This window comes from Curtobacterium sp. MCLR17_031, from assembly GCF_003234775.2.
Taxonomy (GTDB): Bacteria; Actinomycetota; Actinomycetes; order Actinomycetales; family Microbacteriaceae; genus Curtobacterium; species Curtobacterium flaccumfaciens.
This window is the reverse complement of the sequence record NZ_CP126270.1, coordinates 756992-783292: the sequence shown is the minus strand read 5'-3', so window position 1 is coordinate 783292 and position 26301 is coordinate 756992. Positions and strand designations below refer to the sequence as shown.

The window sequence follows — 26301 nt, the reverse complement described above, 5'->3', positions numbered from 1 at the left end:
GACCGCAGGACGGACGGGAGGCCCGTGGCGACGCCGCCACGGGCCTCCCGTCCGTCTGCCCTCGCTTCGTGAGCAGGAATGGTCGGGTCGGCACGTCGGACCCGACCGTTCCTGCTCACCATCCGTGCGCGCGGTCAGCGCGGGATGACCGAGAACAGGAACTTCTTGCGGACCATGTACCAGGCCAGCAGGATCAGCGCCGTGTGCACCACGAACCCGATCCAGAAGTCGCCCCACGGCACACCGGGGATCGACGCGATCGCCAGGGCGAAGAAGACCTGCCAGACGAACACGTACAGGCTCGCCTGCCCGAGCGGGATCCAGAGCCAGCCGGTGGCGGCGGCGATGGGCTTCCAGAACACGGTGAGGATCGCGTAGGACACGACCGCGAAGAACGCGATGTCCGCCAGGCGGCCCCACTGCAGGTCCACCCGCTGGTACGCCGTGTTGTACAGGGACTCGTACATCGTCGCCGGGAACGGCACCGGGGTGAACCCGAAGTGGTCGCCGGCCCACACGTAGACCAGGAACGCCGCGTACCCACCGACGGCGACGCCGACCAGGACCTTGCCGAGACGCCCGGTGAGCGCGCCGACGATCTGCCGCCGGTAGTACCCGAGCACGAGCCCGTGGGTGAACACCACCTGCCAGGTGAACAGGGGGAACACCGCCTCGAACTGGGAGTTCAGCGGACGGAAGTCGGGGTTGAGCGCCTGGAACACGTACAGCGCCCAGCTGGCGGCGAGGACCACCCACCAGAACCCGCGGCGGATCACCCAGATCAACACCGGGATGAACAGGCTCAGCACCACGAACAGGCCCATGATGTTGAACGGCCACGGCCCCATCTCGAGCAGCAGGAACTGCCGGATCGCGTACCAGGGCGGCGGGTAGGCGAGCAGCTGCATCGCGTTCGGGTACAGGTCGTAGACCCGACCCTCGGCCTCGACGCCGCCGGTGCCCGTGCCGCGGTCGGTGAACGTGGTGATCGCGTCGGTGTTCAGGAACGGGACGAAGCTCAGCGCGAAGACCACCAGGATCACCACGAGCGTGACGACGTACTGCTTGCGGGCGCGCTTCCACGCCCCGATCGCGGCCGCCCACTCGCCGAACTTCTTCACGGCGAACGGGTACGTCATGCCGAGGACCATGCCGGACAGGAACACGAACATCTCGGCGCCGGTGATCGCCCCGACGGCGTGCAGCGTGAGGTACGAGTACGGCCCGCCGATCTCGATGTGGGTGATCACCACGGCGAGGATGATGAACCCGCGGAACAGGTCGAGGCGCAGGTCACGGCCGGGCTTGCCGTCGTCGGGGTAGCGCCAGCTCGGCAGGAGCCGTCCGAACACCCCGCTCAGCAGGAACACGATAGCCAGGCCGGCGGCCAGCCAGACGATCCACGCCATCTGGTCGCCGCCGGTCTCGTACTCCTGCGAGATCGCGGCGTTGCCCTGCTGCACGGTCACGCGGTCGGTGACCGGGCCGAAGGCGAAGTCGCCGGACCGCTCGAGGTCGGCGCGGAAGGCCTTTGCGACGTCCGGGTCCGCGGTGAGCCGCCAGTCGGCCACGCGGTTGCCGGCCTCGGGCTCGCGTCGCTCCGCCTCGAGCACGGTCATGCCCCGGATCAGCGGACGGTCCTGCACGGCGGCGAGCACCTGCCGCCACCAGCTCCGCTTGACCTGGAGCTCGGTGTCGCCCTGCAGCTCGCGGTTGTACAGGGCACCGGTGTCGAGCAGCATCGGACGGTCGTCGGCCGCCGCGAACCGGTCGTAGAACGTGCCCGACTGCGGCTGGTCGTAGCCCCAGTCCTCGTCGAACCGCGACTCGACCTCGCCGCTGCGGGTGAGCGGCACGGCGCGACCTGCGGCTTCGGTCGGGTCGCCCTTGCCGTACGAGAACATCGAGAGCCCGACCCAGTCGACGGCCTCGGCGCCCGGCCAGTACGGCCCGTACGGGTCGTCGGCGCCGGTGAGCTGTCCGTCGCCGTTCGTGTCCGCCTTCGCGACGTCGATCGGGGACAGGTTCCGCAGCCGCCCGGCGGACTCGCCGAACGGGTAGCCGGCGCCGTACCCCGGCGACCAGACCATGAGCGCGTCCGACGTGCCCGCGTGCACGGTCGTACTGAGCGCACGGAACGCCCGGACGAACTCCGTCGGCTGCTGGCCCCAGCGGACCCACGTGCCGTTCATCTGCGGTGCGAACCGGACGAGCACCTGGGTGTCGTACTGGTCGTGCAGGTCCTCGAACACGGTGTTGACGGCACGGGTGTCCGCGGTGTCGAGCGACCGCAGTTCGCGGTCGGGTTCGAGGCTCACGACGAGCACCGCGCCCTGGGTCGCGGCCGCACGCGCCGAGCGGAGGAGTTCCTGCTTCGCCGTGCCGTCGAGCGGGTAGTCGACGGAGACCCCGTACATCGACGGGGTCGCGCCGAGCCGCCCCTCGTACCCCTCGGGCGAGTCACTGGCCCAGTCGAGGTCGGGCCCGAACCACGTCGTCCCGTCGGCCGGCTGCACGGCGGCGGCTGTCTGCACGGACGCTGCGGACGCCGGCAGCACACCACCGAGCAGGAGCGTGGCGGTCGTGACGAGGAGGGCGACCGCGCGGACCACCGGCTGCTTCACCGGTCGCACGCAAGCGTCCAGACGTTGTGGCCGGGCTCGTGCCGGTGCTCCAACCGGTCGAGCGCGGCGATTGCGAGCGCCAACCCGCGCCCGCTCTCCTGCTCGACGTCGGCCATGGTGACGGCGCTCAGGTCGATGTCGACGGGCATCCCGTTGTCGGTCAGCACCGCGGTCAGTGCCTGCTCGGTGGCCTCGAGGTGCACCGTGTACCGGCGCCCGGTCCCCCGGTCGGCACGGACGGTGTGCTCGACGATGTTCGCGGCGACCTCGGCCAACGCGGTCTCGAGTGCGAACCGGAGCCGCACGTCGTCGATGCCCAGGCCGTCCCACCACGTGGCGAAGCGGTCCTGCACCTCGTCGAGGGAGTCGGGCGTCGCGGCGACCTCGAACGTGGTCTCGGTGCTCACAGGGGTCCTCCGGCGGTGCTCGACTCGTGTTCGGACTGGGCTGGGGTGGCCGGACCCCGGTACCGGACGGCCCGGATCACGATGCTGAAGATGAACAGGTCGAAGACGACCCACGCGGTGTTCACGAGCGGCGCGATCCCCTCGGCCTGGCCGGTCAGGTAGCGGATGCCGATCATGACCAGGGCCGCGACCAGGGCACCCATCGCGTACAGCTGCGGCTTGACCAGGTCCCACCGCGGCTTCTGCTCGGTCTCGTCGCGCACCTTCGGGGTGACGCGGAACCCGAGCGGCCTGCCCCGGTAGACGTTCTGGAACGCACTGGTCACCGACTCGATCCAGACCGGGAACAGGGCGAGCGAGTACTGCTGCCCGCGCCAGGTCGGTCTGCCGGCGGCCACCACCCAGAACAGCAGCTGGTTGAACACCAGGAACGGGATGAGCCGGGCGAAGAAGTCGACGCTGTAGGCCTGCACCGGGATGACCCCGAACGACAGGCAGAGCACCGGGGCGGCGATGTAGACGATCGCGGCGAACCCGGACAGGTAGCTCCACATCGTCGAGAAGTACATGAGCCGCTGCCCCCACGACAGCCCCTTCTGCACCAGGGGGTTCTCGCGGAAGAACACCTGCATGGTGCCCTGCGCCCAGCGGAGTCGCTGCACGAGCATCGTCGGCAGGTCCTCGGGGGCCAGGCCCTTCGCCAGGATCTCGTCGTGGTACGCCGACTTCCAGCCGAGGCCGTGCAGGCGCATCGCGGTGGCCATGTCCTCGGTCACCGAGATCGTCGCCAGCGGCATGATCGGCTGCGCCTCGTCGTCGCGGTTGACGTCGAGGGCACGGGCGAGCACGGCGATCGACTCGATGGCGGCGACCGGCGAGGCCTCACGCCGACCGAGCACGTCGAGCGCGGCGTCGTCGAGACCGGCGAAGGTGTTGGCGTCGGTGGACATCGCCGCGAGCTCCTGCAGGTCGTTCCGCACCGACTCGAGGTCGGCGGCGGCGAACCGGAACGCGATGGCGTCGATCCCCCGCTGGAACGCGTAGGTGACATCCCCGAGGGGCTCACCGGCGCGGACCTGTTCGCGCGCCTGGTCCACCACGGCCTCGGCGTCGTCGAGGGCCGCGAGCACGCGCAAGTCGGTCTCGGTCTCGCGGGAGCGGGCGAGGAGCTTGCGCGAGGTCGCGAGGGTGCGCTGCACGGACGCCTCGACCTCGGCCACGTAGCGCGAGATGCCGAGCTGCATGAGCGCTTCGCGTCGCAGGATGGCGTTCGACCCGCAGAAGAACGCGGCGTTCCAGCCGTCCTTCGACTGCTGGATCGGACCGTAGAACAGCGGCGCCTGGCTGCCGAGGGGGTCGTCGTCCGGCACGTTCTCGAACCACTGCGGCGTCTGCACGAGCGCCATCCGCGGGTCCTTGAAGTACCCGAGCGTGCGGTCGAGGATCGCCGGGTCGGGCACCTGGTCGGCGTCGAGGATGAGCAGGAACTCGCCCTGGGTTGCGAGCAGGGCGTTGTTGAGGTTGCCGGCCTTGGCGTGCCGGGGCCGGTCCACCCAGTCGGCACCGCGGGTGATGACGCCGATGCCGAGCGCCTCGGCCGCCGCACGCATCTCGGGGCGGTTGCCGTCGTCGAGGATCCAGGTGGTGTGCGGGTGCGTGATCGCCTTGGCCGCCCGGGCGGTGCGCTCGACCAGGTCGATCGGCTCGTTGTAGGTCGTGATGAAGACGTCGACGGTGACGTCGGTCGACGGCTTCGCCGGTGGTTCGCCGCGCTCCCGGAGCCGCCAGGCCCCGAGGGCGAAGAGCAGGGAGTCGATGACGCTGTACGTCTCGGCGAGGATCAGCGGCACCGCGATCCACCACGAGTGCCAGTTCACCGAGGCCGCCCAGCGCCACACGATGTAGTTCACCCCGGCGAGGGACGCCAGGAGCGCCACCGTCCGCACGGCCACCAGGCGTCGTCGCGCGGTGCCGGTGGTCAGGCGGCGGCGGTCCTGTCGGCTGACGTCGAGCGCGGTCACCGGGTCGCCCCGTCCGTCGTGCCGCCGCACGTGCTGCGTCGCAAGCATGCCTCCTGATCAGCGCGGGCCCCGGCCGCGTCGCACACGCCCGAGTGTGGTTCCGGCCGGCAGCTGACCCAGGGGTCGGATGCCGGTCGTCCGCTCCGGTCATCGGGCACGACCTCGGCGTGACGACCTGTCTACCGCACGGGCGGGGCCTCTGTCAGGCTGCGCACCCGATCTGGGGACAGCACGCGCGTCAGAACGTGGCGGTGAACCCCAGGTCATCCGCCAGGCGCACGATGACCTGGTCGAAGTAGGCGGCCGGGTCGGACACGGAACCGACGAAGTGCCCGAAGAGCTCGAACGAGATCGTCCCGAACACCGTCGTCCAGGCCATCAGGGTGCGGACCAGGACCTCGTCGGGCAGGGTGATGCCGAACGAGCGCAGCGTGGCGACCCCGTCCGCGACGGCGGGACCGGCCACCCCGGGAGCCGCCGTGGGCGCGGTGGGTGATCCGGGCCTCCCGGCCACCACCGGCGTCGACGTGACGGACGAGTCCGACGCACCGGACGCACCCGACGCACCGGAGCCGACGGCGTCCGCGACCACGCGCACCAGCGCCAGCGTCGTCCGCGTCGCGGGCACGACGGTCTCGCGCGGCGCCGCGTAGCCCGGCACGGGCGAGCCGAACAGCAGCGCGAAGTCCCCCGGGTGCGCGATCGACCAGTCGCGGATCGCCCGGCACATCGCCACCCAGCGTGCACCGGGAGCCGGTCCGGCCGCGGCACCGGCGGCCTCGACCGCGGCGCCGAGTTCGTCGTAGTCGGTGATGAGCAGGGCCGTCAGCAGGTCATCGCGGCTCGGGAAGTACCGGTACACGGCCGACGAGACCATCCCGACGTCACGGGCGACGGCACGCAGGCTGAGGGCGGCCGGACCCTCGTCGGTCAGGCGGGTGCGTGCCGCGGCCAGGATGTCCGCGGTGACCGTCTGCCGTGCGAGTGCTCGGGCGGTGGGTGCCATCCGACGATCCTGGCACGAGAGAGCAGCGCACACAAAGGAGAGCACTGCTCTTGCTTTCGCGTCGATGAACCGTCATGCTCGGTTCCGAGAGCGGTGCTCTCGCGACCAGGAAGCAGGAGACCATGACCCACCACCTCATCGTCGGTGCCGGCCCCGTCGGCCGGCACGTCGCGGAGCTGTTGACCGTCCGGGGCGACCGCGTCACCGTCGTCTCCCGCTCCGGTCGCAGCACGGGCATCGCCGGTGTCGAGCACCTCGCGCTCGACGCCTCCGATGCCGATGCCCTCTCCCGCGCCACCGAGGGAGCAGCCGTCCTCTACAACTGCGCGAACCCCGGCGACTACACGCAGTGGGAGGGCACCTGGCCCCCGCTCGCAGCAGCACTGCTCACCGCGGCCGAACGCACCGGGGCGACCTACGCCATCACCGGGAACCTGTACCCGTACGGCCCGGTCGACGGGCCGATGCACGAGGGACTGCCGGACGCTGCCACCGACCACAAGGGGGCGCTCCGGGCGACGCTGTGGGCCGATGCCCTCGCCGCGCACGACGCCGGCCGTGTCCGCGCCGTCGAGGTCCGCGCCTCGGACTACCTCGGCCCCGGGATCGGCGCGAACGGGCACGTCACCCGCGTGCTGCCGGCGGCGCTGCGCGGACGGGCGGTGTCGATGGTCGGTCGCACGGACCTGCCGCACACCTTCACCGACGTGCTCGACGTCGCCCGGACCCTCGTCGCCGCTGCCGAGGACCAGGGCGCGCACGGTCGCACGTGGATGGTGCCGAGCAACGCACCGCGGACGCAGCGGCAGGCGCTCACCGACGTCCTCGCGGCGGCGGGGAAGCCCGCGGTGCCGGTGCGCCGGATGCCCGCGGCCCTGTTCCGCGTCGGCGGGCTCGTGTCGCCGATGATGCGCGAGCTGGCCGACCTGACCTACCAGTGGACCGCGCCGTACGTGGTCGACGACCGCGAGAGCCGGGCGCACTTCGGCATCGAACCGACCCCGTGGGACGAGGTGTGCCGCCGGACGGCCGCCGGCGCGGCCTGAACCACCGCCACCGCCACCGCCGCCGCCGCCGCCGCCAGGACAGCAGCCACCAAAGCCACCCGCCGCCACACGGAAGGGGGTGGGACGCGCCGTTGCGTCCCACCCCCTTCCGCCTCGCACCGCCGGTCAGATCACCAGCAGCCTCGAGTACTGCGCCGCGTCGAGCTGCTGGGCAGCTCCACCCGCGGCGGGGACCTTCCACAGCCCGACCGAGGGGCCGCTGTCGATGGAGACGAACACGTCCCCGTCGGCGGAGGCGGCACCCAGGTGCTCGCCACGCGACCCGGCGGTCAGCCCGGTCACCGGCACGGTGGACGTGCCGCCGCTGCCCACCACGAGCTTGTCCGGGATGCCGCGGTCGATCTTGCAACCGGTCGGGCTGGTCGGGTACTCCGACGGGGCGGGGCAGAACTGCGCCGACTGCAGGAGCGAGAAGCCGTCCGCGTTCGCGGCGGCGTACTCGAACGCGTACCGCGGTTCGATCTTCGTCAGTTCGGTCGCCCCGGGCTTGAGCTGGTACCAGATCCACGACCCGGCGGCACCGGGCGAGCGGATGTCGACGTAGACGTTGCCCTGCGAGTCCGCGAGCACACCGGCGGGGTAGCCGACGGTCGAGCCGGCGGGCCCGGTGAACGTGCGGGGCACGATGCCGGTGCCCTTGACGTACGGCTGGCTGACGGTTCCGCCGAGCACGACGACCTTGCCGTCCGGGGTGACCGTCCAGAAACGCCGATCGCTCCCGACGGCCTTGCCACCCAGGTCCAGCACGACCTTCGGGGTCGAGGTGCCGACGGACAGCTTCTGCACCGCACCGGTCACCGAGTCCACCCAGTACAGGTTGCCCTCGGCGTCGGAGCGCAGGTCCGGGGTCAGGTGCAGGCCGGACGCGATGCTCGAGACCCCGCTGCCGTCGGCCGGGTCCCGCAGGATCTCGGTGCCGTCCGCCGACGGGGTGAACACGTCACCGTCGGCGTTCGCGGTGAAGCCCTCGCCGTCCGTCGCGACGACGGTCTCCGCACCGCTGCCGGAGTCCGCGAACCGCACGACGTCACCGTTGCCGTCGAGCGCGAACAGCGACTGCGTCGTCTCCGGCTCGGGCACCGACGGTGACGTCCAGCGCAGCGTGATCGTGCGGCCGGTCCCCCGGTGGCCGAGGGCACGCACCGAGAAGCGGTACGTGGTCGCGGGCGAGAGCTCGTCGAACCGGTCGGAGCGGGCGCGCGGGTGGAGTCGGTCGACCTGGCGGTCGTGGCGGTTCGCGACGGCGGCGACCGCGACCTTCCAGCCCGTCACCTTCGCGCCGTGCTTCGGGCCGCGCCACGTCAGCGTGGCAGTGTCCGCGTCGCCGGTGACGCGGACGGCGGTCGGTGCTCCCGGCACCGACGGAGAGGTGTGCGCCGTCGCCGGCACCGCACCTCCGAAGACGAGCGCCGCGGCTGCGACCGCGGTGATGAGTGCTCGGTACACGATGGTTCCCCTGCCTTCTCCGCGGCTCCCTGCGTCACGGCTCCACGTATCACAGCACCGCGCTGACCCCAGGGGAACGGTTGCGGGTCGGATCTGCGGTTCCCCGCACCGCAAGATGCCGCATGGCTGGACCGGCAGACGCCGTCGTGTTCCCGAGACGCCGCCGAATCCGACGGCGTCTCGCCGACTCGACGGCGTGGAGCCGACACGACGGCGTCTCGCGGGCCCGAGACCCGCACCGACGACGGACGGGAGGCCCGGTGCCAGCTGGCACCGGGCCTCCCGTCAGAAGGTGGTCGCGTCTCGGACGCGGCGCGTCTCAGTAGCGCGGCTTGCGCTCCGGACGCTCGTCGCGGTCGTCGCGGCGGCCACCACCACGGCGGTCCGCACGGATCTCGATGAGCTTGCCGCTGATCCGGGTGTCGGTCAGGCGGTCGAGCACACCGGGGTCCATGTCGGCCGGCAGTTCGACGATCGAGAAGTCCGGACGGATCTGGATCGCACCGAAGTCGTCGCGACGCAGGCCACCCTCGTTGGCCAGGGCACCGACGATCTGGCGCGGCTCGACGCGGTGACGACGGCCGACCTCGATGCGGTACGGGGACATCGGCTGCGAACGGCGCGGTCCGCGGTCGCCGCGGTCACCACGGTCGCGGTCGCCACCACGGTCGCCGCGGTCGTTGCGGCCGCCACGGTCGTCGCGGGCACCACGCTCGTCGCGCTCGCTGCGGCGGGCGTCGCGCTCCATCTGGCTCCGGAGGGCGTCGTCGGCTGCGGTGAGGAGCAGCGGCGAGTCGCCCTGCGCCACGACGGCCAGGGCAGCGGCGACGTCGTCCGAGGGGACGTCGTGGTGCTCGACGTAGTGCGCGATGACGTCGCGGAAGGCCGCGATCCGGCCCTGGTCCTCGAGCGCCGCGGTGATCGCGTCGTCGAAGCGGGTCAGGCGCGTCTCGTTGACGTCGTCGATGGTCGGCAGCTGCATCTGCGTGAGCGGCTGCTTGGTGTGGCGCTCGATCGCGGACAGCAGGCGACGCTCACGCGGGGTGACGAAGCTGATCGAGTCTCCCGAGCGGCCGGCACGGCCGGTACGACCGATGCGGTGCACGTAGGACTCGATGTCGACCGGGATGTCGAAGTTCACGACGTGCGTGATGCGGTCGACGTCGAGGCCACGGGCGGCGACGTCGGTGGCGACCAGGATGTCGAGCTTGCCCGACTTCAGCTGGTTGACCGTGCGCTCACGCTGGGCCTGGGCGACGTCACCGCTGATCGCGGCGGCGGCGTACCCGCGGGCACGGAGCTTCTCGGCCAGGGTCTCGGTCTCGCTCTTGGTGCGGACGAAGATGATCATGCCCTCGAAGTCCTCGACCTCGAGGATGCGGGTGAGCGCGTCGACCTTCTGCGGGTACGAGACCATCAGGTAGCGCTGCGTGATGTTCGCGGCGGTCTTCGTCTTGGTCTTGACGGTGATCTCGGCCGGGTCGGTCAGGTACTGCTGCGAGATGCGGCGGATCTGCGCGGGCATGGTCGCCGAGAAGAGCGCGACCTGCTTGTCGTCGGGGGTGTCGGCGAGGATCGTCTCGACGTCCTCGGCGAAGCCCATCTTGAGCATCTCGTCGGCCTCGTCGAGGACCAGGTACTTCAGCTCGGACAGGTCGAGCGTGCCCTTCGCCAGGTGGTCCATGATGCGGCCGGGGGTGCCGACGATGACGTCGACGCCGCGGCGCAGGGCGGAGAGCTGCACGCCGTACGCCTGGCCGCCGTAGACCGGCAGGACGTGGACGTTCTTCATGTGGGACGCGAACTGCTCGAACGCCTCGCACACCTGCAGGGCGAGCTCGCGCGTCGGGGACAGCACGAGCGCCTGGGGCTTCTTGCTGCCGGACTCCATGCGGGACAGGATCGGCAGCGCGAAGGCCGCGGTCTTGCCGGTACCGGTCTGTGCCAGGCCGACGACGTCGCGCCCGGCGAGGAGGGTGGGGATGGTGGCTTCCTGGATGGCGGAAGGGGTCTCGTAACCGATGTCCTTGACGGCCTTGAGCACAGCGTCGCTCAGGCCGAGATCGGCGAACGTCACCACGGGCCCGTCGTCGAGGGTCTCAGTGGTGGGGGTGGTGTCCGTGCTCATACCACCAACGGTATCTCGAATGCGCGCTCCGCAGGGACGGGAGGCCCGTGGCGACGCCGCCACGGGCCTCCCGTCCGCCCCGTTGGTCACGTCAGGAGCGCGTGGTGCCGATCCCCAGGACCGCGTCCGCCCGGTCGTTCAGTCGCGTCAGCATCTCGGCGAGCGAGCGCAGCTCGTCCGAGGCGAACTCCTCCGTCAGGTCGTCGAACACCTCGGCACCGGCGGCGTCCAGCTCGTCGAGCAGCCGCCGGCCGGCGGGGGCGAGCGTGACGAGCGTGGCGCGGCCGTCCGCGGGGTCGGGCGACCCGATCAGGTGCTCGGCCTCGATCAGCGAGGCGACCCGGCGGCTGATCACCGGGCGCGACAGCCCCGTCGCGTCGGCGATCGCGGTCGCCCGGACCGGGCCGTGCCCGGCGACGGCGCGCAGGATCACGCGGGCCGTCGGGTCGAGGCCGCCCCGGGACTCGATGAGCGAGGAGCGCAGGGTCTGCCGGACCCACAGCCGGTCGAGCTGGGATCGCAGGAGTCGCTCGGCGGCACGCCGGTCGTCGGTCACGCGCTCAGCGTAGCGGGCACATTTAGTTGCTTGCCGGAAGCAACAGATGTATCGTTGCGCGGTCTGCAAAGTTTCACAGCCAGAAAAAGGAGTTCGATGACCGCCACCGCACCCGTCTCGGTGCAGCACGGTCGGCACACCGCCGAGGCCCCCGCGGCCTCCGGGGGCGCCGGCCAGCAGCCGCTGATGACCCACCGTCAGATCCTCCTGGTGATCTACGGCCTGATGGCGGGCATGTTCCTGTCCTCGCTCGGCCAGACGGTGTTCGGCACGGCGATCCGCACGATCGGCGACGACCTGCACGGGCTCGACCAGCAGGCCTGGGTGACGACCGCGTACCTCATCACCTCGACGATCGCGACGCCGATCTACGGCAAGCTCTCCGACATCTTCGGTCGCCGCCCGCTGTACATCTTCGGCATCGTCGTCTTCATCCTCGGCGCCGTCCTGTCGTCGATGTCCACCTCGATGCTCATGCTCGCGGCCTTCCGCGCCGTCCAGGGCATCGGTGCCGGTGCGCTGATGTCGCTCCCGCTCGCGATCATGGGCGACATCCTCGCCCCGCGTGAGCGCGCCAAGTACCAGGGGTACTTCCTCGCCGTGTTCGGCATCTCGTCCGTCATCGGCCCGCTCATCGGTGGTCTGCTCGCCGGTTCCTCCGAGATCCTGTGGATCACGGGCTGGCGCTGGGTGCTCCTGATCAACGTGCCGATCGGTGTCGCGGCGCTCCTCATGGTCATCGTGTTCCTGCACCTGCCGAAGGTGCACGGCGCCGGCGACGCGAAGCCGAAGGTCGACTGGTGGGGCGCGACCGCCGTCATCGTCACCCTCGTGCCGCTCCTGCTCGTCGCCGAACAGGGCCGCATCTGGGGCTGGGGCTCCCCCGCCGCCATCGCCTGCTACGTCGTCGGTGTCGTCGGCCTGATCGGGCTGCTGCTCATCGAGTCGAAGATGGGCGACGCGGCGATCATCCCGCTCAAGCTGTTCCGCTCGGGCACGTTCTCGATGGCGACCGTCATCGGGTTCCTGGTCGGCTTCGCGATGTTCGGCGCGATGCTCACGATCCCGCTCTACCTGCAGATCGTCGTCGGGCTGACCCCGACCGAGTCCGGCTTCGCCACGCTGCCCCTGGTAGGCGGTCTCATGATCGCCTCGATCACGAGCGGTCAGATCGTCGCCCGCGTCGGCCGCTACCGGATCTTCCCGGTCATCGGCACCGCGCTCGTCTCCGCCGGCTACGTCGTCCTGACCTTCATGTCGATCGACAAGCCGCTCTGGTTCCTGATGATCGGCATGTTCCTCATCGGTCTCGGCCTCGGCTCGGTCATGCAGTCGCTGACCCTGGCGTCGCAGGGCTCCGTCGAGGCTCGTGACATGGGCGTCGCCACGTCGTCCGCCACGTTCTTCCGCCAGATCGGTGGCACGCTCGGCACCGCCGTGCTGCTGTCCATCCTGTTCTCGGTGATGCCGGCGAACATCCTGACCGCGACCGCGAACCAAAAGGACCTCGGTCCGGCGCTCGACGCCGCGCTCAACCCGACCGTCGCCAGCGCGAAGGCGAACCAGGGCGCCATGGACAAGATCTGGACGCCCGTCGTCACCCCGCTGACGAAGACCGTGCAGTCGCAGCTCGACGCCGCCTCGGCCAAGGCGAAGCAGGCCGCCGACGCCGCGGTCACCGAGCAGGTCACCGCGGCCGTGCAGCAGCAGGTCGCCGCCGGTGCCGTGCCCGCCGCGGCAGCGCAGACCGTCATCGACCAGCAGGTCGCCGCGGCGACGCCGGCTGCCGAGCAGTCCGCACTCGAGCAGGTCGCGGACCAGGCGCACGCCAGCGTGCAGGACGGGACCGTGTCCGTCGACTGGTCGAACGCCTCGCAGCGCTCGTACTGGGTCGACGAGCTCACCCCGGAGCTGGCGAAGAAGATCGACGACGGCAACACCACGAGCGACAGCGTCACCAGCACCAACGACACGTCGTTCCTGACCGGTGCCGACAGCCGCCTGACCCGGCCGTTCATGGCGGGCTTCAACGCCTCGTCCGTGACGATCTACTGGGTCGGTCTCGGCGTCATCCTGCTCGCGTTCGTGCTGACCTGGTTCTTCCGGGTGCCGCCGCTGCGCCAGCGTTCCGCGCTGCAGGAGCAGGCCGACATGTCCGCCGAGGCGCAGCTCGAGGCCGAAGCGGGCGCCGCCGCAGCCGAGGCGGGCTCGTTCACCGGACCCATGACCGGGTCCGTACCGACCGGATCCACGCCGACGCACCGTCGGTGACCGACCGGGGCGTCCGTCCGTGCCCCCTTTCCGGGCGGGCGCCCCTCCCACACACACCAACCCAGCAGGAGTCCACGTGATCACCACCCCGGCAGCGGCTGCGGCAACGGAGCCGTGCACGCTGCGTGAACGGAAGAAGCAGCAGACCCGGCAGGCACTGCACGACGCAGCGCTCACGCTCGTGTCCGCGCACGGGCTCGACGGCGTCACGGTCGAGCAGATCTGCGCCGACGCCGACGTCTCCCCCCGCACCTTCTTCAACTACTTCTCATCGAAGGCGCACGCGGCGCTCGGGCTCGACTCGGTCGAGGTCCCGGAGCGCTCAGCGGCCTGGTTCGCCGAGGCCGACGGTGCCCTGGTCGACGACCTGTGCGCCCTGGTCGCGGCCACCGTCCCGCTCTCGCAGGACCGCCGCCGCATGAAGGAGCTGCTCGTGCTCCGGCCGGAGATGTCCTCGATGGTGATGCAGTGGATGGCCGAGTCGCGCCAGTCCCTGCTCAGCGTCGTCGGCACCCGCACGGACGCGCAGACCGCCCGCACCGCGGTGACCCTGGTGATGTCGGCGCTCAGCGAGGTGGCGCACCGCGAGACCGTGCGGAGCAACGACGAGCTCGCGGACCGGCTCCGTGCCGTCGTGCGCGAGATGGCGGCGCTCGTCTCCTGAGGCGGGGGCAGCGGGGCGCGGGGCGAACCTGGTCGAATCGGGAACCGCGCGTCGTCGACGTGTGCGAAGGGCGGACGGGAGGCCCGTGGCGGCGTCGCCACGGGCCTCCCGTCCGTCAGGTGGTGACGCCCTGACGCCGCCGCGCCGGCCGGTGCCACACGAGTGCGTCACGCGAGCGGTCGCGGGCGAACCGGAGCACCCGCAGCACGACGATGTCGTGGTCGCTCGCTCGACCAGCGCGTCAGAACGACCGCGCGGCCGCCTCGAGTGCCTCAGCGGCTTCGCCGGCGCGCACGATGTCACCGTCGCTGACCGACCTCGCGTTGTACTCGGCCTTGGTCTTCACCGCCAAGAGCACCTCGAGGTGCTTCGCGACCGCCGGCCCGGCAGCTGCACGGAGGACGGGCACCGCCTCGTGGTGCGCTCCCGATCGCGAGTACCTGCCGGTCCGAGCCACGCAGATCGCGTCAGCCGCCGCGATGCCGCTGAGGACGCACTGTGTGACGAACGCGTTCGCGAACTGCGACCCGGCACTGAGGACCCCTCCGTCACCACCGAAGGTGCGGAGGACGTCAGCAGCGTCGAGGAACTCCGTCGCCTTGGCGAGCCGGCCCCGCCGGAACGACTCGTCACCCGGCGCGGTGGTGCCGGTTCGCGGGGTCATCCATTCAGCGTACGGAGCTTCCGGGACAGCCATCGACCATCACCTGCGATGGGAATCCCGTCCCGAGCAACCGACGCGAGGAGCGGATCCGTGCCCTCGATCTCGTCCTCGTCGAAGACGACCGGCCGCACGGCGTTGCCGGTCCAACGACCGGCTGCGCGGCACAACGCGTGGATCTGGTCCTCGGCGTCCGCGCGTCGGCCGCGAGTGACGACGAAGCAGAGATCGAGATCGCTGTCCGGGCGCATCGCACCGCGGGCTCCGGATCCGAAGAGTGCGGCGTACCGGAGGGGGATCGACCGACAGCCGGATCGGAGTCGTTCGAGCAGGGCACGCCGGAGGTCGGCCAGGGCGGTGACCGCATCGGCGGCGAGGTGTTCTCGGTTCAGGGTGAAGGACTTCGTCCGTCCGGTCCGGTGCCCGTCGACGAGGCCCTGCTCGACCAGCCGATCCGCACTGTTCCGGACCCCGGCGTACGACCGGTCGGGCACCAGGCTGCAGATTCCCGCGATCGTCAGGGGTCCGGGGGCCAGTGCCAACACCGCGAGGACATCGCCGTCCACGGAGGTGGTGACCGTCGCGAGGGGAGATTGCAACTGCATGGAGATGTCCGATCAGATCGAGTAGAAATCTACCACTCCAGGTAGATTTCTACTCGTATCCGAGCAAATCCGTCAGACCACGGACCAGCCACCGTCGCTCGGCAGCACCGCACCGTTGACGTTCGCCGAGTCGTCGCTCAGCAGCCAGGTGATGGCGGCGGCGAGCTGCTCGGGCTGGGCGACCGGCGGGATGGTGGTCTGCATGATCGGACCGACCCGGCGAGCCGCGTACTCGCTGCGCATCGGTGCCTCGATGTTCGTGGCGACCGCACCCGGCGCCACGGCGTTCGCCCGGATGCCCTGCGGCCCGTGGAAGAAGGCGACGCTCTTGGTGTACCCGGCGATGGCGTGCTTCGACGAGGTGTAGGCAGCACCGGCGGCCGAGGCCTTCAACGCGGCCTCGGACGCGACGTTCACGACCGAACCCTTGCCGGCGGCGATCATCAGCGGCAGCACCGCGCGGGTCAGGCGCATCGGGCCGGTGACGTTGACGCTGAAGACACGCTCCCAGGTGGCGTCGTCGACCTCGTCCGGCGGCAGGAACGCGTCCATGATGCCGGCGACGTTGGCGAGCCCGTCCACCCGGTCGCCGGCGGCGGCGATGAGTGCGTCGATGGTCTCGCTCGCGGCGACGTCGCCGACGACGGTCTCCACGGCGAAGCCCTCGAGCTCCGTGCGGAGTGCGTCGAGCCGCTCGGCCACGACATCGGTCGCGATGACGCGCCCACCCTCGTTCGCGATGCGTGTCGCCGTGGCGCGTCCGATGCCGGAACCCGCTCCGGTGACGATGATGGTCCTGCCGGTGAACCGTCCGGCGGTGGTGTCGGTCATGTGGTCTCCTCGATGCGGGGCGCTCGCTGCGCCACACCCGGTTATAGCACTCAGTGCCGAAAGGTCTCCATGAGCTCGACGAACGACCGTCCGACGGGGCGCCCGCGCACCATCGACCCCGACGCCGTGTCCCTCGTCGCACTCCGGCTGTTCGACGACCAGGGCTTCGACGCGGTGTCGATGGACGACATCGCCGCGGCGGCCGGGGTGAGCCGTCGGTCGCTCTTCCGGTTGTTCCCGAACAAGGCGGCGCTGGTGTGGGGCGGTCTCGACGAGTTCGCCGCACGGTTCCGCGAGGCCCTGCGGTCGCGGCCGGCCGACGAGCCCTCGGCGGTGGCGCTCCGGGCGGCCTACCGGATCGGTGCGACGTTCCCGGACGACGCGGTCGAGGTCACCCGACACCGGCTCCGGGTCATCCGCGCGAACCCGTCGCTCGAGCACGTCGGCGCCGCCACGGTCACGGCCCTGACCGACGAGATCCTGCGGTACGTGGCCGAGCGGGACGGGGTCACCGCCGACGACCTCGCCGTCGCCGTGCGCGCCCACACGCTGGCCGCCGCCGCGAGCGCCGCCCTCACCTGGTGGGCACTGCACGGCGACGGCCGTCCGGAGGACGTCCTCGAGCGCGCACTCGCACTGCTCGACTGACGAGCCCGGGGTTCCCCCACGTCGCGCCCCGGAGTACCTTGCCGGGCATGCACACGACCGGACCCGCGCCGTACTTCCAGTTCGCCGGCACCGCCAGGCATGCCCTCGAGCACTGGCAGCGGGTGTTCGGCGGCGAGGTGCAGATCGCGACCTACGCGGACTTCTCCCGCACGGACGGCCCGGCCGACGCCGTCGCGCACGGCCAGCTCACCGGTGAGCTGCAGCTGTTCGCCGCGGACGCGAGCGAGGGCGACACCCCGTTCTCGGCGACCGGGCTGCTCTTCTCACTGCTCGGCGCCGCGGAACCGGACGTCCTGCGTCGGTGGTTCGACCGACTCGCCGAGGGCGGCACGGTGATCGACCCGCTGCAGCAGCGCCCGTGGGGCGACTGGGACGGCACCGTCCGCGACGCGCACGGGGTCACCTGGCTGATCGGGTTCGAGGACTCCGCGCGCTGACTCCCGCGCGCTGCAGCACCTACTGCTGGTCGGACGGCAGCAGCGGCGCCCAGAAGGCGTCGGGACCGTCGGCCTGCACGGCGTCTCGCTCGAACCGGAACCCGTAGTCGCGCACGAAGTCGAGGGCCGCGGCCTGTTCGTCCTCGGCGTCGTCGTGGTCCGCGTCGAACAGGTACACGCCGTGCCCCATCGCGACACCGGCGTCGCTGATGACGGAGAGGTCCCAGCGCCCCTGCTCGGAACGCTCGATCCGGACGACGGCGGCCTGGGATGCGGTGAAGTCAGCCATGCCGCGAGCCTACGGACGCCCCGCGGCTGGCGTTCAGGATGCCCCGCGGCCACTACGCTGTGCACGGTCACAGGTCAGACGAGTGGAGAACGAATTTGTCAGTCGGATTGCTCGCCGTGGTGGACGACATCCTCTCCGCAGCCCTCAAGGCCAGCGCGAAGACCGCCGGGGTCGTCATCGACGACGCCGCCGTCACACCTCAGTACGTGCAGGGCCTCGAGCCCGCTCGTGAACTCCCCGTCGTCGGGCGCATCGCCCTCGGCAGCCTGTTCAACAAGTTCATCATCATCATCCCGCTGGCGTTGCTGCTCACGGCGTTCGCACCCGGGGTGCTGCCGTGGCTGCTGCTGCTCGGTGGCACCTACCTGTGCTTCGAGGGTGCCGAGAAGGTCACCGAGTGGTTCGGCGTGCACCACGAGGGCGGGTCCGACGAGGCCGTCACCGAACCGAAGCTCGTCTTCGGCGCCATCCGCACCGACCTCATCCTGAGCACCGAGATCATGCTCATCGCACTGGCGGGCCTCGACCCCGACCTGGGGCTCTGGCCGACGCTCGGCGCCCTGATCGTGATCGGTCTGGTCATGACGGCCGTCGTCTACGGCGCCGTGGCACTGCTCGTGAAGGTCGACGACATCGGCCTGCAGATGATGAAGAACTCCGTCCGCCGCACCCGCCGCATCGGTGCCCGCATCGTCCGTGCGATGCCGATGGTCTTCCGGGTCATCAGCGTCATCGGCACGGTCGCGATGCTCTGGGTGGGTGGACACCTGGTCATCGCGAACCTGGCCGAGACCATCTGGCACGGACCGTACGACCTGCTGCACGTGATCGAGCACGCACTCGAGGCCGCAGGCCCCGTCGTCGTCTGGATCGCCGACACCGCCGTCTCGGCCGTGGCCGGCCTCGCGCTGGGCATGGTCGTCGTCGGCATCGTGCTGGGCATCGGCCGCCTGCGCGGCACGCAGCACTGACGCGGCTGCGCGACGGACGGGAGGCCCGTGGCGGCCTGGTACCGTGCCTCCCGTCCGGCGCACCGTGCGCCCACCGCTGACGGTGCGGCCGTGCTCAGCGCTGCACGTTCTCGAGGTCCTCGAGCAGGCTCGGGTGCGTCGGCACCCAGCCGAGCGCTTCGCGCGTGTGGGCACTCGACGACGGCTGGTCCATCGCGAAGATCGGCGCGAACGCGCCGAACGTCTCGTCGGCCACCCGCTGCACCGGCAGGCCGAGCCGCCGACCGATGACCTCGGCCAGGTCACGCACCCGGTCCCCCTCGTCGGCGACCGCGTGCCAGACGGTCCCCGCCGGAGCACCTTCGAGCGCGAGCCGGAACAGCACCGCGGCGTCCGCGGCGTGCACGGCGGGCCACCGCTGCTCGCCGTCGCCGGGGTAGCCCGCCACCCCTGCCTGTCGGGCCGTCTCCGTCAGGATGCCGGCGAACCCGCCCGTGCCGTCCGCGTGCACGGTGCGGGGAAGCCGGATCGCCGAGACCCGGACGCCCCGTGCCGCCAGGTCGAGGGCGGCGAGGACCGATCGGGCTCGACCCGCGACCGGCCCCTCGAGCGGGAGCGGGTCGGTCTCGACCGAGGCCCGACCGGGCTCCCACGGCGTGCCGGAGACGACGACGAACGGGCGGTCGGTGCCGACGAGTGCCTCGCCGAGTGCGGCCATGGCGGCGCCTTCCTCGGCGATCCCCCGCTCGAGCGCCTCCGCCGAACTGAAGTCGTTCGAGAACGCGAGGCTGATGACCCCGTCGGCCGAGCGGGCCCCGTCGCGCAGTACGTCGAGGTCGGTGAGTGCACCGCGGGCGGGGGTCGCCCCCGCGGCGACGAGGGCAGCGGCCGACCGGTCCGACCGGGCCAGGGCCGTGACGGCGTGCCCGGCGGCGATGAGTTCGGTGACGACGGCGGTGCCGATGGTGCCGGTGCCGCCGGTGACGAAGACGTGCATGGGTGCTCCTCAGAAGTGATGGGACTTTTGTACCGTCACCGTACACCCGCGATGGGACAATTGTCCCGTCGCGTATGATCGTCCCATGGTGCGATGGGAACCCGGGGCCCGGGAACGACTGGTCCTGGCCGCGGTCGACCTGTTCTCCGAGCAGGGCTACGACGAGACGACCGTCGCGCAGATCACCGAGCGCGCCGGTGTCACCAAGAGCACGTTCTTCCGGCACTTCCCGGACAAGCGCGAGCTGCTCGTCGCCGGGCAGGAGACCCTGAGTCGGCTGCTCGCCGAGGGCATCACCGACGCAGGGGCCGACGCCACCCCGCTCGACGCCGTCGCCGCGGGTCTGGAACGGGCCTCGGACGAGATGGGACCGCTGAACCGCGAGCTCGGACCACGACTGCGAGCGGCCGTCGCCGCCAGCACCGAGCTGCAGGAGCGCGACGCCCTGAAGAGCGTCGGGATGGCCGCGGCCATGACCGACGCCCTGGTCGGCCGCGGTGTCCCCGACGCACCCGCTCGGCTCGCAGCAGAGATGGGCGTCCTGGCGTTCAAGCAGGGCTTCGAGCGGTGGTCGGGCGTCGGGCGCGCGGACGACGACCGGCTGGCCGACCACGCCACGGCCGCGCTCTCCGAGCTCCGAGCGGCGGCCGCCCAACTCGGCTGAGCGGACGCGGGCGGACCCGGGCTACCCAGGCGGACGCCGGTCGTGCATCGTCGTATCCTCGGCGCCATGGCAACGGTGCGACAGGTCCAGGTGACGTTCGACTGCGCCGAGCCGGAGCGTGTCGCCCGGTTCTGGTGCGAGGTCCTCGGCTACGTGGTGCCGCCGCCCCCACCCGGGTTCGCCGACTGGGACGCGTTCGACCGGTCGCTGCCGCCGGAGCACCAGGGCTCGGCCTTCGCGTGCGTCGACCCGACCGGTGCCGGCCCCCGCCTGTTCTTCCAGCGCGTCCCCGAGGGCAAGACGGTCAAGAACCGGGTGCACCTGGACGTCCGGGTCGGAACCGGGATGGCCGGTGCCGAACGGCTCGCGGCCCTCGACGCCGAGAGCGCCCGACTGGTCGGGCTCGGCGCCACCCAGGTCCGTCGGATGACCCCGGACCAGGTGAACGAGTCGTGCATCGTCATGCAGGACGTCGAGGGCAACGAGTTCTGCCTGGACTGACCGGCGTATCGTCGATGCACCCGAACCGCACCGCCGCGCCCCGGAAGGACCCCCACCCCGCATGACCGTCACCGCCGCATCCGCCACCGCAGCCGACGCCACCGCCCTCGAACACCTGCTGGGGTCCGACCAGGTCCTCCGCGACCCGGAGTCGCTCGAGCGCTACCGCCACGACGACGCCGAGTGGGCCGACTCCACGGCACCGCTCGCCGTCGTCCTGGCACGCAGCACCGACGACGTCGTCACCGCCGTCCGCTGGGCAGCCGCCGCCGGTCTCCGGGTCGTCCCCCGCGGTGCCGGCACCGGTCTGTCCGGCGGCGCCAACGCGATGGCCGACTCGATCGTCGTGTCGCTCGAGCGGATGGACCGGGTGCTCGAGGTGAACACCGACGAGCGGTACGCGGTCACCGAACCCGGCGTCATCAACGACGCACTCCGCGCCGCGGTCGCCGAGCACGGCCTCTGGTACCCGCCGGACCCCGCGAGCTCGGCGATCTCGACGATCGGCGGCAACGTCGCGACGAACGCCGGCGGCATCTGCTGCGTCAAGTACGGGGTCACCCGCGACTACGTGCTCGGCATGACCGTCGTGCTGGCCGACGGATCGGTGGTCGAGCTCGGCCGCCGGACCGCGAAGGGCGTCGCCGGGTACGACCTCACGGGGCTGATGGTCGGTTCCGAGGGCACGCTCGGCATCGTCGTGTCGGTCACCGTGCAGCTGCTCCCCCTGGCCGGCCGTGACGAGCGAGCTGTGATCGGGTACTTCCCCTCGCTGACCGCAGCGGGCGACGCCGTGGCCGCGATCTCGCGCGCGGGGATCATCCCCGCAGCACTCGAGATCGTCGACCGCACCTGCCTGCGAGCCGTCGACGACTGGATGCACCTCGGGCTGCCGGCGGACGTCGACACCCTGCTGCTCGCACGAGTCGACGAGCGCGGTGCCGCCGGGGACGCGATCGCCGACCACGTCGCGGACGTCTTCGCCGAGGCCGGTGGGACGGACGTCGAGCGGGCCACCGATCCCCAGGACATCGACCGGCTGTTCCGGGCCCGCAGGCTCGCCTACCCGGCGCTCGAACGGCTCGGTCCGGTGCTGACCGAGGACATCTGCGTGCCGCGGAGCGCGGTGCCCGAGATGCTCCGGCGGATCCAGGTGACCGCGGACGCACAGGACGTCACGATCGCCAACATCGCGCACGCCGGCGACGGCAACCTGCACCCGCTGATCATCGCGCCCGAGGGCGACGATGCCGCGAAGGCCCGCGCGAAGACCGCGTTCGACCAGATCGTGGCGGACTGCCTGGCGCTCGGCGGGACCGTGACCGGTGAGCACGGCGTCGGGCTGCTGAAGCTGCCGGGCCTGCGGGTCGAGCTCGGCGACCGCGTGCTCGCGATGCACCGCTCCGTCAAGGACGCGCTCGACCCGGCAGGGACCCTGAACCCGGGCAAGGCGTTCTGACCCGGCCAGACGACGGACGGGAGGCCCGGTGCCAGCTGGCACCGGGCCTCCCGTCCGTCAGGTGGTCGCGTTCAGCGACCGGTGTGCGTCACGCAGGAGCGCTTCCGCACGCACGCGCACTCAGTGGCGACGGAAGTACCCGTTCGCGCCACCGACGTACATCAGGATCGTCGCGATGAGCACCGCGACGCCACCGATCCAGCCGAAGGCATTGCCACCCGAGGCCGCGCCGACGCCGACACCGATGAGCTGCAGGACCGCGAGGACCGTCAGCACGATGCGGGCCCAGTTGCGGCCGTCGCGCATCTTGAAGACGATGATGAGCTCGATCACGGCGAGGATGAACGCGAAGATCGCGCCGCCGACGAGCGGGGCGGTTCCGACACTGTCAGCGACGTCGGCGGACGAGCCCGACGTGAGGTTGATGATGCCCTGCAGGATGTTCGCCAGGACCACCACCAGCCAGATGACGAACGCGACGGTGACGGACGTGGGACGACTGGACGTCGATGCCATGGGGAGTGCCTTTCTCGATGGACCGCGTTCAGCGGCCTCACAGCGAACGTACTTGGAGGCATGAACGCTGTCCGGATGTGCCCGAAGGTCACAGAGCGGTAACGACCGCAGATCGGTCCAAACCCTTCGCCGCAGGGTGCCGAATCACCTGCAACGACCGGGAAACACCCGGAGCGCTCACCAGCCGCACATCGCTGGTTCTCCACCCCACCAAGGGTGTGTTCGGCGCGCACACAGCAGCCGCGCCGAGCGCGACAACAGCAAAGGACTGATCACGATGCGTAAGAGCCTCAAGACCTCCATCACCCTCGCCACGACCGGCGCCCTCGTCCTCGGCGGTGCCGCGTTCGGGATCTCCTCCGCCCAGGCCGCGACCCCCGCGATCCACACGGTGTCCTCGTCGTCGTCGAAGATCCCCGCACCCGTCGCCTCGGTCCCCGAGGTCCTCGGTGGCTCCACCGCCGTGAAGCTCGACTCCGGCTTCACCGACGCCCTCACCGCCCTGAAGCTCACCCCCGGCGTCTCGGGCGACGCAACCCTGGCTGACGGGTCGGTGTCGTTCCCGATCACCGCCGGGTCGGTCACCTACTGGTCGCCGGATGGCAACTACCGCCCGTACGTGCAGGGCCTGCTGAACCACGACGACTCGGGGCTGACCCTGAAGGCCGGTGACACCACCGTCACGCTGGAGAACTTCGTCGTGAACCCGGGCTCGTCCAAGCTCTACGGCGACGTCCTCGTCAACGGCAAGGTCGCCGCGGCCAACGCGTTCCTGTTCGAGCTGCACGGCGGCTCCCTCAAGCCCCTCCAGCTCGAGGGCGACAACGCCATCCTCACCGGCACCACCGTCCACATCTCCGAAGACGCCGCCGGCCTGCTGAACAAGACCTTCGGCACCGACGCCGTCAAGCGCGGCCTCCTCGTCGGCACCGCCACCATCACCGCACAGATCAAGTAACACCCGCCGCAACACCGCACGACGCGAAGAGTCGCTCCGCCGATCAGGGCGGAGCGGCTCTTCGTCGTTCGCGGTCCCGGCGGCGGTACTGCTTCTCCCAGTGGCCGAGCCTACGATCGAGCGAATGCCCGCTCCTCGCTCGACCCAGACCGACGACCGACCCGGGCCGGACGACTTCATCCGCGTCCGTGGTGCCCGCGAGAACAACCTGCGCGACGTCGACGTGGACATCCCCCGCGACCGGATCGTCGCGTTCACCGGCGTCTCCGGCTCCGGCAAGTCCTCGCTCGCCTTCGGCACCGTCTTCGCCGAGGCCCAGCGCCGGTTCCTCGAGTCCGTCGCCCCGTACGCGCGGCGGCTGATCGCGCAGGGTTCCACCCCGCACGTCGACTCGATCACCGGGCTGCCGCCCGCCGTCGCCCTGCAGCAGCGTCGCGGCGCCCCGAGCTCCCGCTCCACCGTCGGCACCATGACCACGCTGTCGAACTCGATGCGCATGCTCTACTCGCGTGCCGGCACGTACCCGTCCGGCGCCGACCGGCTCGAGTCGGACTCCTTCTCGCCGAACACCGTCGCCGGCGCCTGCCCCCGGTGCCACGGCATCGGGACCGCGCACGAGGTCACCGAGGCATCGGCCGTGCACGATCCGTCGCTGAGCATCCGCGACGGCGCGATCACCGCCTGGCCCGGTGCGTGGCAGGGCAAGAACCTGCGCGACGTCACCGCGGTGCTCGGCTACGACATCGAGCGCCCGTGGCGTGAGCTGTCGCGCGAGGACCGTGACTGGCTGCTCTTCACCGAGGAACAGCCCGTCGTGCAGGTGCAGCCGAAGCGCGACCGCGTGGCGAAGCCCTACAAGGGCCGGTTCTGGAGCGCCCGCCAGTTCGTCCTGCACACCCTCGCCGACTCGCAGAGCGAGACCCAGCGCAAGAAGGTGCTGCAGTTCGTCGAGTCCGGCCCGTGCGGGCTCTGCGGCGGCACCGGCCTGACCCGAGCCGCCCTCGCCGTGACGATCGGCGGCCACTCGATCGCCGAGCTGAACGCGCTGCCGCTGACCGGCCTGGCCGACGTCCTGCGCCCGATCGCGGCGATCACCGACGCTGCAGTGGCGACGTCGCGGGCATCGTCCGGCGAGCACACCGAGGTCGCCGTGGCGATCTCCCGCGACCTGCTCACCCGCGTCGAGGTCCTGGTCGGCCTGGGTCTCGGCTACCTCGCGCTCGACCGCGCCACCCCGACGCTCTCCCCCGGTGAGAGCCAGCGGCTGCGGATCGCGACGCAGCTGCGCTCCGGCCTGTTCGGTGTCGTCTACGTGCTCGACGAACCGAGCGCCGGGCTGCACCCCGCCGATGCCGAGTCCCTCGTCGACGTCCTCGACGACCTGCGTGCCGGCGGCAACAGCGTCTTCGTCGTCGAACACGACATGAGCATCGTGCGCCGAGCCGACTGGATCGTCGACGTCGGCCCCCGTGCGGGCACCGGCGGCGGCACCGTCCTGTACAGCGGCCCGGTCGCCGGCCTGGCCGAGGTCGAGGCGTCGGTCACCCGGCGCTTCCTGGAGCCCCGGCAGCCGACCGCCGACCGCGCCGTCCGGACCCCGATCGGCACGCTCGAACTCCGCGACCTCACCCTGCACAACCTGCGTGGGCTCGACGTCGACCTGCCGCTCGGTGTCCTCACCGCGGTCACCGGGGTCAGCGGGTCCGGCAAGTCGTCGCTCGTCGGTGGCGTGCTGCCCGGCGTCGCGACGTCGCACCCGCTCATCGACCGCGTCGTGCAGGTCGACCAGAAGCCGATCGGCCGGACGCCCCGCTCGAACCTCGCCACCTACACCGGCCTGTTCGACGCGGTCCGGGCCGCCTTCGCCCAGACCGACGAGGCCAAGGCCCGCGGTTGGGGCGCCGGGCGGTTCTCGTTCAACGTCGCCGGCGGCCGGTGCGAGGTCTGCCAGGGCGAAGGGTCGGTGTCCGTCGAGCTCCTCTTCCTGCCCGGCAGCTGGGCCCCGTGCCCCGAGTGCCACGGCTCCCGCTACACCGCCGAGACGCTCGAGGTCCGGTGGAACGGGGCGTCCATCGCCGACGTCCTCGGCATGACCGTCGACGAAGCGGCGCCGTTCCTGGCGCCCCTGCCCGCAGCCGGACGCGGACTCGAGACCCTGCGTGAGGTCGGTCTCGGCTACCTGCGACTCGGCCAGCCCGCTCCGGAGCTGTCCGGCGGCGAGGCGCAGCGCATCAAGCTCGCCACGGAACTGCAGCGCGCGCGGACCGGCCACACCCTGTACCTGCTCGACGAACCCACCACCGGCCTGCACCCGGCCGACGTCGAACTGCTCACCGCCCAGCTCGCCCGCCTGACCGACGCGGGCAACACCGTCGTCGTGGTGGAGCACGCCATGGACGTCGTCGCGAGCGCCGACCACGTCATCGACATGGGCCCGTCCGGCGGTGTCGAGGGTGGCCAGGTGGTCGCCTTCGGCACGCCGGCCGAGGTCGCCGCCTCGATCACCAGCCGGACCGCCCCGTACCTGCGGGACCAGCTCGGTCGCTGACGCAGAAGTGCCCGCCAGGATCGCTC

Annotated in this window: 24 protein-coding genes; 11 read left to right on the top strand and 13 right to left on the bottom strand. The window is 71.3% G+C overall.

Annotated features, from left to right (window positions below):
- Positions 1–134 precede the first annotated feature (134 nt).
- The 4 genes from opgC to DEI96_RS03860 all read right to left on the bottom strand — a co-directional run bounded on the left by opgC (position 135) and on the right by DEI96_RS03860 (position 6058).
- Positions 135–2624, bottom strand: a complete 2490-nt coding sequence (gene opgC, locus DEI96_RS03875) for an OpgC domain-containing protein (RefSeq protein WP_146246953.1) — start codon at positions 2622–2624, stop codon at positions 135–137.
- Positions 2621–3031 (bottom strand): ATP-binding protein, encoded by a 411-nt coding sequence (locus DEI96_RS03870; protein ID WP_111024625.1) that lies wholly within the window; start codon positions 3029–3031, stop codon positions 2621–2623. The genes opgC and DEI96_RS03870 overlap by 4 nt, the downstream gene beginning before the upstream one ends.
- Positions 3028–5100, bottom strand: coding sequence for a glycosyltransferase (locus DEI96_RS03865; RefSeq protein ID WP_258372966.1), 2073 nt, complete (start codon positions 5098–5100; stop codon positions 3028–3030). Before DEI96_RS03865 ends, DEI96_RS03870 begins: the two co-directional genes overlap by 4 nt.
- 190 nt (positions 5101–5290) lie before the next feature.
- Positions 5291–6058: a TetR/AcrR family transcriptional regulator gene (locus DEI96_RS03860; RefSeq protein ID WP_111024626.1), complete on the bottom strand. Its 768-nt coding sequence runs from the start codon at positions 6056–6058 to the stop codon at positions 5291–5293.
- Between the two features lie 122 nt (positions 6059–6180).
- Between DEI96_RS03860 and DEI96_RS03855 the strand changes: the two genes are divergently transcribed.
- A complete protein-coding gene (locus tag DEI96_RS03855) occupies positions 6181–7104 on the top strand; it encodes an NAD-dependent epimerase/dehydratase family protein (protein ID WP_258372968.1) in 924 nt (307 codons plus the stop codon).
- Between the two features lie 126 nt (positions 7105–7230).
- Here DEI96_RS03855 and DEI96_RS03850 read toward each other — a convergent pair whose 3' ends face one another.
- The 3 genes from DEI96_RS03850 to DEI96_RS03840 all read right to left on the bottom strand — a co-directional run bounded on the left by DEI96_RS03850 (position 7231) and on the right by DEI96_RS03840 (position 11255).
- A complete protein-coding gene (locus DEI96_RS03850) occupies positions 7231–8571 on the bottom strand; it encodes a fibronectin type III domain-containing protein (RefSeq protein WP_181440585.1) in 1341 nt (446 codons plus the stop codon).
- Between the two features lie 319 nt (positions 8572–8890).
- Positions 8891–10699: a DEAD/DEAH box helicase gene (locus DEI96_RS03845; RefSeq protein ID WP_111024629.1), complete on the bottom strand. Its 1809-nt coding sequence runs from the start codon at positions 10697–10699 to the stop codon at positions 8891–8893.
- A gap of 91 nt (positions 10700–10790) precedes the next feature.
- Positions 10791–11255, bottom strand: a complete 465-nt coding sequence (locus tag DEI96_RS03840; RefSeq protein ID WP_163343313.1) for a MarR family winged helix-turn-helix transcriptional regulator — start codon at positions 11253–11255, stop codon at positions 10791–10793.
- A 96-nt stretch (positions 11256–11351) separates the two neighbouring features.
- Here DEI96_RS03840 and DEI96_RS03835 point away from each other — a divergent pair, with 96 nt between their 5' ends.
- Together DEI96_RS03835 and DEI96_RS03830 are read left to right on the top strand one after the other, a co-directional pair.
- Entirely contained in the window at positions 11352–13526 is a 2175-nt protein-coding gene (locus DEI96_RS03835; RefSeq protein ID WP_111024630.1) for an MDR family MFS transporter, read from the top strand.
- A gap of 76 nt (positions 13527–13602) precedes the next feature.
- Positions 13603–14190: a TetR/AcrR family transcriptional regulator gene (locus DEI96_RS03830; protein WP_051596480.1), complete on the top strand. Its 588-nt coding sequence runs from the start codon at positions 13603–13605 to the stop codon at positions 14188–14190.
- Between the two features lie 241 nt (positions 14191–14431).
- Here the strand turns inward: DEI96_RS03830 and DEI96_RS03825 are convergent, their stop codons facing one another.
- The 3 genes from DEI96_RS03825 to DEI96_RS03815 form a co-directional block, all read right to left on the bottom strand.
- Complete coding sequence (locus DEI96_RS03825; protein WP_111024631.1) at positions 14432–14854, bottom strand: hypothetical protein; 423 nt, start codon at positions 14852–14854, stop codon at positions 14432–14434.
- Positions 14851–15456: a nucleotidyltransferase domain-containing protein gene (locus tag DEI96_RS03820; RefSeq protein ID WP_111024632.1), complete on the bottom strand. Its 606-nt coding sequence runs from the start codon at positions 15454–15456 to the stop codon at positions 14851–14853. The genes DEI96_RS03825 and DEI96_RS03820 overlap by 4 nt, the downstream gene beginning before the upstream one ends.
- Before the next feature lie 72 nt (positions 15457–15528).
- Positions 15529–16287, bottom strand: coding sequence for an SDR family NAD(P)-dependent oxidoreductase (locus tag DEI96_RS03815; RefSeq protein ID WP_027464432.1), 759 nt, complete (start codon positions 16285–16287; stop codon positions 15529–15531).
- A gap of 69 nt (positions 16288–16356) precedes the next feature.
- On the opposite strand from DEI96_RS03815, the gene DEI96_RS03810 reads away from it, so the two are divergent.
- Both DEI96_RS03810 and DEI96_RS03805 read left to right on the top strand, forming a co-directional pair.
- Positions 16357–16935 carry a TetR family transcriptional regulator gene (locus DEI96_RS03810; RefSeq protein ID WP_111024633.1) on the top strand — a complete coding sequence of 193 codons (579 nt, stop codon included), beginning with the start codon at positions 16357–16359 and terminating at the stop codon, positions 16933–16935.
- Between the two features lie 47 nt (positions 16936–16982).
- Positions 16983–17393 carry a VOC family protein gene (locus tag DEI96_RS03805; RefSeq protein WP_111024634.1) on the top strand — a complete coding sequence of 137 codons (411 nt, stop codon included), beginning with the start codon at positions 16983–16985 and terminating at the stop codon, positions 17391–17393.
- A gap of 19 nt (positions 17394–17412) precedes the next feature.
- Here DEI96_RS03805 and DEI96_RS03800 read toward each other — a convergent pair whose 3' ends face one another.
- Positions 17413–17682: a hypothetical protein gene (locus DEI96_RS03800; RefSeq protein WP_071245932.1), complete on the bottom strand. Its 270-nt coding sequence runs from the start codon at positions 17680–17682 to the stop codon at positions 17413–17415.
- 95 nt (positions 17683–17777) lie between these two features.
- Here DEI96_RS03800 and DEI96_RS03795 point away from each other — a divergent pair, with 95 nt between their 5' ends.
- Complete coding sequence (locus tag DEI96_RS03795; RefSeq protein WP_111024635.1) at positions 17778–18653, top strand: DUF808 domain-containing protein; 876 nt, start codon at positions 17778–17780, stop codon at positions 18651–18653.
- A 94-nt stretch (positions 18654–18747) separates the two neighbouring features.
- Here the strand turns inward: DEI96_RS03795 and DEI96_RS03790 are convergent, their stop codons facing one another.
- The gene (locus tag DEI96_RS03790; RefSeq protein WP_111024636.1) at positions 18748–19629 is read right to left on the bottom strand and encodes an SDR family oxidoreductase; all 882 of its coding nucleotides are present in this window, start codon (positions 19627–19629) and stop codon (positions 18748–18750) included.
- A gap of 85 nt (positions 19630–19714) precedes the next feature.
- On the opposite strand from DEI96_RS03790, the gene DEI96_RS03785 reads away from it, so the two are divergent.
- The 3 genes from DEI96_RS03785 to DEI96_RS03775 all read left to right on the top strand — a co-directional run bounded on the left by DEI96_RS03785 (position 19715) and on the right by DEI96_RS03775 (position 22253).
- Positions 19715–20293 carry a TetR/AcrR family transcriptional regulator gene (locus DEI96_RS03785; RefSeq protein ID WP_111024637.1) on the top strand — a complete coding sequence of 193 codons (579 nt, stop codon included), beginning with the start codon at positions 19715–19717 and terminating at the stop codon, positions 20291–20293.
- Between the two features lie 66 nt (positions 20294–20359).
- On the top strand, positions 20360–20794 hold the full coding sequence (locus DEI96_RS03780) for a VOC family protein (RefSeq protein WP_111024638.1): 435 nt from the start codon (positions 20360–20362) through the stop codon (positions 20792–20794).
- A gap of 61 nt (positions 20795–20855) precedes the next feature.
- A complete protein-coding gene (locus tag DEI96_RS03775) occupies positions 20856–22253 on the top strand; it encodes an FAD-binding oxidoreductase (RefSeq protein WP_111024639.1) in 1398 nt (465 codons plus the stop codon).
- Positions 22254–22373: 120 nt separating this feature from the next.
- Here DEI96_RS03775 and DEI96_RS03770 read toward each other — a convergent pair whose 3' ends face one another.
- On the bottom strand, positions 22374–22769 hold the full coding sequence (locus DEI96_RS03770) for a hypothetical protein (RefSeq protein WP_111024640.1): 396 nt from the start codon (positions 22767–22769) through the stop codon (positions 22374–22376).
- A gap of 277 nt (positions 22770–23046) precedes the next feature.
- Here DEI96_RS03770 and DEI96_RS03765 point away from each other — a divergent pair, with 277 nt between their 5' ends.
- The gene (locus DEI96_RS03765) at positions 23047–23727 is read left to right on the top strand and encodes a hypothetical protein (RefSeq protein ID WP_182709485.1); all 681 of its coding nucleotides are present in this window, start codon (positions 23047–23049) and stop codon (positions 23725–23727) included.
- Positions 23728–23851: 124 nt separating this feature from the next.
- Positions 23852–26275 (top strand): excinuclease ABC subunit UvrA, encoded by a 2424-nt coding sequence (locus tag DEI96_RS03760; protein WP_111025012.1) that lies wholly within the window; start codon positions 23852–23854, stop codon positions 26273–26275.
- Positions 26276–26301 lie beyond the last annotated feature (26 nt).